The following is a 4,657-nucleotide window of genomic DNA, read 5'->3' as shown; positions in this document are numbered from 1 at the left end:
CCAGACCATGCCGGGGGGCTCCGGCGACTGGCGGTTTGGGTGGGGGGTGCTGTGGTCGAGTCTTCAGGCGTGCCGCACCACCCGCACCACCCCCCCCCCCCCCCCCGCCGAGCAGCCTTGGAGTTTCGCCACTTCCTGGCCCGCCAGCAGGAACGCGCCCACGCCGTACGCCGCCGTGTCGGTCGCGTGAGCCGTGGCCGGGCGGTCGCCCACCGGCTGGACGTAGCCCACCAGGCCGCTCGGCTGCAGCGCCTTCGTCGACAACGCCGTCCACGCCTTGTCGACCACCGGGCGGTACCGGGCCGGGTCGAGGATGCCCGCGGTGATGCCCCAGCCGAGGCCGAACGTGAAGAACGCCGTGCCGCTGGACTCCGGGCCGCCGTGGTCCCACGGGTTGAGCAGGTCCGAATTCCAGAAGCCGTCACGTCGCTGGAACAAAGCCAGCGTGGCCGCCATCTTCTTGAACACGCGCAGGTACTCCGGCCGGCGCGGGTCGTCGGCCGGCAGCACCTGCAGGACCTTCGTCAACGCCGCCAGCGCCCAGCCGTTGCCGCGGGACCAGAACACCCCCGAGCCCTTGAAGCGCGCGTCGCGGTACCAGAGGCCGGTGAACTCGTTGAACAGCTTGTGCTCGGCCGAGGAGAACAACGTCTGCATCGCGTCCAAATAGGACGAATTCTTGTCGATCAGGCTCATCCGCGCGAACGACGGCATCGCCATGTTCAGCGCGTCGACGTAGTTCCAGTAGTCGCGGTGGCCCGCCTGCACCGACGCCACTTCGGCCTGGATCCGCGTGCGGATCGAGTCGAGCGGGATCTCCGGGTGGAAGTAGGTGTACAGGTCCAGGTACGCCTCGCCGGCCGCCTGGTTGTCGGGGAAGAACGGCCGCTTCGGATCGTCCGGGAGCAGGTAGGAGTTGGCCTGCGCCCACGGGTACGTCTTGTGGTTGGACTGCCCGGTGGTCCGGACCAGGGCCAGATTGCCGACGTGGAACGTCGCGTTCTGCCAGTCCGGCGCGTCGAGGTTCGTCCCGTTGGCGACCCAGTAGTTGCCCGCGGACACCATTTCGTCCGAAACGGTGCAGGTGGCCGCGCTCGCCACCGGGGCCGTCAGGAGACTGCCCGCCACCGCCGCGGCCGCGAGCACGCCGAAACCGCGAATTCCCGGGAAACGCATGGAAGCGTCCTCCTCAAGTCATGGCGGCGGTCATCCGCCAGCGAGTGAAGCGCTTCCCGCTGGGCGTGTCAAGGTACCGATCACCGGTACGGGGCAACGGTTTCCAGCAACCGGCGGGACGCGGACTCGGCCCCGTCGGCGTTCTTCGCCAGCACCAGCGTCAGCACCCGCGAATGCGCCTCCAGCTCCATCGGCTCGCTGTGCGCCTTCAGCGCGGCGACCACGGGCACCTGCAGCTGCGCGATCAGCGCGTTCCCCGACGCCCGGATCAGCGCCGCGTGGAACCGCGAATCGGCGTCGCGGAACGCCTCGCCGTCGGCGCGCCCGACCGCGTCGGCCATCTGCGCGTAGGCCGCCGCCATCGCCGAGAGCTCGTCCGGACGCCGGTGGCGTGCCGCCATCCGGGCCGCCTGCGGCTCGATGGCCAGCCGCATCTCCAGCAGCTCGCCCAGGTGCGCGCGGCCGTCGGGACCGCCGACGCGCCAGGCGATGACGTCCGGGTCGATCGCGTCCCACGCCTCGGGCGGCAGCGTCCACGTCCCGACCCGCGGCCGCGCGGTGACCATGCCCTTGGACTCCAGCACCCGCAACGCCTCGCGGACCACCGTCCGGGACGCGGAGAACCGGCGGCCGAGTTCCTCGGGGACGAGCGGCTGCCCGTCCCCGAGGACGCCTTCGACGATGAGCCGGCCCAGTTCGTCGACGATGCGCGCGTGGAGGTTCCGCACCGCTACTCGGGCAGGCCGACGCGGCGCTCCCCGCTGCGCAGCTGCTGCAGCACGACCGCGATCACCAGCAGGGCGCCGTGGGCGACGTTCTGCCAGAACGGGTTGATGCCGAGGCCGGACATGCCGTTGTCGAGCACGCCCAGGATGATCACCGCGAGCACGGTCGAGATGATCGACCCGCGGCCGCCCTTGAGCATCGTCCCGCCGAGCGCGGCGCCGGTGACGGCCTGCAGCTCCAGGCCCTCGGACCCGGACACCGGCTGGCCCGAGCCGGTGCGCGCGGTGATCAGGATGCCGGCGACCGCGGCGACCACGCCGGCCAGCGCGTAGACGCCGATGATGTACCGGTTGATGTTGATGCCGGCCAGCCGCGCCGCGGTGTCGTTGCCGCCGATGGCGTAGACGTTGCGGCCGATGTCGGTGTACTTGAGCAGGAAGTGCAGCAGCGCCGCGACGATCAGGAACACCCACACCAGCGACGGCAGCCCGAGCACGGACCCCTTGGCCAGGAAGATGAACAGGTCGTCGCCGCCGGTGTAGCCCTGCGACTTGCCGTCCGAGATGACCTGCGCGACACCCTTGTACGTGGCGAGCATGGCCAGCGTCGCGACGACCGGGTTGACCCGGCCGAAGATGATGATCATGCCGTTGATCAGGCCGCAGACGATGCCGATGCCGATCGCGGCGAGGATGCCGACCTCGGCGTTGCCGGTCGAGGTGAACACCATCGCGGAGATGACCGACGCGAGCCCGGCCATCGAACCGACCGAGATGTCCAGCGCGCCCAGGATGATCACCAGGGTCTGGACCAGGGCGAGCAGCCCCATGATGGTGATGGCGCTGCCGATCAGCAGCAGGTTGTTGGTGCGGAAGAAGTTCTCGTTCAGCACGCTCAGCAGGATGACCAGCGCGATCAGCGTGATGATCAGGCTCGAGTTCTGCACGCCGATGCCGGTCAGCACCCGGCGCGCGGCGCTCGGCTGAGCCGGAGCGGCGGGGGCCGACGTTTCCTTGGTGGGGGTACTCATGCGCCGGCCTCGCTGACGCTCGGCGCGGCTACAGCTGTGTCATTTGATTCGTTCACAGGCTCACTCATGCGCCGATCTCCTGGGCTTCTTCCACGGCTGGTTCGGTTTCGGGGATGGCGAGGGTCAGCACGGCTTCCTCGGTCGCTTCCTCGCGGCCGAGCTCGCCCGCGAGCCGCCCGGCGCGCATCACGAGGATGCGGTCGGCCAGCGTCAGCACCTCGGGCAGGTCGGAGGAGATGACCAGCAGCGCGATGCCTTCCGCGGCGAGGCCGTCGATGATCCGGTAGATCTCGGCCTTCGCGCCGACGTCGACCCCGCGCGTCGGTTCGTCGAGGATCAGCAGCTTCGGCCGCCGCGCGAGCCAGCGCGCGAGGACCGCCTTCTGCTGGTTGCCGCCGGAGAGCTTGCGGACTTCCTGCTCCATCGACGGCGTCCGCACGCGAAGCTCGTTGATGTACTCCTCGACGAGCGCGCGTTCCTTCGCCCGCTTCACGACGCGGAAGCGGCGAAGGCGGTCGAGGACGGCGATGGAGACGTTGTCGCGTACGGATCGCTGCATCAGCAACGCGTCCGTCTTGCGCTCTTCGGGCGCGAAGCCGATGCCGGCCTTCACGGCGTCACCCGGGTTGTGCGCGCGCAGCCGCTTGCCGTCGAGCGTGACGGTCCCGGACCGGATCGGCAGGTCGCCGACGATCGCGCGGGCCAGCTCGGACCGGCCGGCGCCGACGAGTCCGGCCAGGCAGACGACCTCGCCCGCGCGGACCTGCAGCGAGATGCCGGTGACGTCGTCGGTGGTGACGTCGTCGAGCTCCAGCACCACCTCGCCGGTGTCCTGCGTGGTCCGGCGCTCGAGCGCCGAGAGGTCGCGGCCGATCATCATCCGCACCAGGCTCGGCTCGTCGGTCTCCGCGGCCTGCTGGACGCCGACGAGCTTGCCGTCGCGCAGCACGGCGACGCGGTCGGCGAGCTGGAAGATCTCCTTCATCCGGTGGGAGACGTAGACGACCGCGACGCCGCTGTCGCGCAGCCGCCCGATCAGCCGGAACAGCGCCTCCACCTCGTGTTCCGACAGCGACGACGTCGGTTCGTCGAAGGCGATCACCTTCGGCGGCGTCGCCGCGGTGAGCACGCGCAGGATCTCGACGAGCTGACGCTGGGCGGCCGAAAGCGCCACGCCCAGCGTCGCCGGGTTGAGGACGCCTTCGAAGCCGTACTCGACCAGGGCGTCGTGCGTGGCCTTGGTGAGCGTGCGGCGGCTGAACACGCGGGCCTTCGCCGGGAGTTCGCCGACGAAGACGTTCTCCGCCACCGAAACGTGCGGGATGATCTCGGGTTCCTGGTAGATCACGCGCACCCCGGCGGCCATCGCCGCGCGCGGGGTGTCGAACGTGACCTCGGTGCCGTTCAGGAGCAGCCGGCCGTCGTCCGGGCCCTGGTCGCCGGACAGCACGCGCAGCAGCGTCGACTTGCCGGCGCCGTTCTCGCCCATCAGCGCGAGCACTTCGCCGGAGCGGAACTCCAGCGAGACGTCGTCGAGGGCGATGACCCCGGAGAAGCGCTTGCCGATGCCCTCGACGGCGAGCGCGGGTGGAGAGCTGGACATGGTGGCCTTCCGTACGGCGGTCGTGAGTGGCAAGGCGAGTTAGAACTCGCCTTGCCCACAACGCGGGGGGGGGGGCGGGGGGGTGTGGGCGGCCGGGGGGGGGTTTTTGGGTTTGTTGGGGT

4 protein-coding genes are annotated in these 4,657 nt (G+C 70.3%); all 4 read right to left on the bottom strand.

Annotation, left to right across the window (positions count from 1 at the left end; all coding sequences use genetic code 11):
• Nucleotides 1-63: 63 nt before the first annotated feature.
• The 4 genes from AB0M93_RS24490 to AB0M93_RS24475 all read right to left on the bottom strand — a co-directional run bounded on the left by AB0M93_RS24490 (nucleotide 64) and on the right by AB0M93_RS24475 (nucleotide 4,535).
• Complete coding sequence (locus tag AB0M93_RS24490; RefSeq protein WP_364276514.1) at nucleotides 64-1,176, bottom strand: glycoside hydrolase family 88 protein; 1,113 nt, start codon at nucleotides 1,174-1,176, stop codon at nucleotides 64-66.
• A gap of 80 nt (nucleotides 1,177-1,256) precedes the next feature.
• A complete protein-coding gene (locus AB0M93_RS24485; RefSeq protein ID WP_364276512.1) occupies nucleotides 1,257-1,904 on the bottom strand; it encodes an FCD domain-containing protein in 648 nt (215 codons plus the stop codon).
• A 2-nt stretch (nucleotides 1,905-1,906) separates the two neighbouring features.
• A complete protein-coding gene (locus tag AB0M93_RS24480) occupies nucleotides 1,907-2,932 on the bottom strand; it encodes an ABC transporter permease (protein WP_364276510.1) in 1,026 nt (341 codons plus the stop codon).
• A gap of 64 nt (nucleotides 2,933-2,996) precedes the next feature.
• Nucleotides 2,997-4,535 (bottom strand): sugar ABC transporter ATP-binding protein, encoded by a 1,539-nt coding sequence (locus AB0M93_RS24475; protein WP_364276508.1) that lies wholly within the window; start codon nucleotides 4,533-4,535, stop codon nucleotides 2,997-2,999.
• Nucleotides 4,536-4,657: the final 122 nt, after the last annotated feature.

Origin of the sequence: Amycolatopsis sp. NPDC051102 (genome assembly GCF_040682815.1) — a bacterium.
Taxonomy (GTDB): Bacteria; Actinomycetota; Actinomycetes; order Mycobacteriales; family Pseudonocardiaceae; genus Amycolatopsis.
Note: the sequence above shows the minus strand (reverse complement) of the source record. Positions and strands in the feature narration are given on the sequence as shown.

Coding starts and splice junctions, on each gene's coding strand:
- AB0M93_RS24490 (WP_364276514.1), bottom strand. CDS start 1,176: ATGCGTTTCCCGGGAATTCGCGGTTTCGGCGTGCTCGCGGCCGCGGCG.
- AB0M93_RS24480 (WP_364276510.1), bottom strand. CDS start 2,932: ATGAGTACCCCCACCAAGGAAACGTCGGCCCCCGCCGCTCCGGCTCAG.
- AB0M93_RS24475 (WP_364276508.1), bottom strand. CDS start 4,535: ATGTCCAGCTCTCCACCCGCGCTCGCCGTCGAGGGCATCGGCAAGCGC.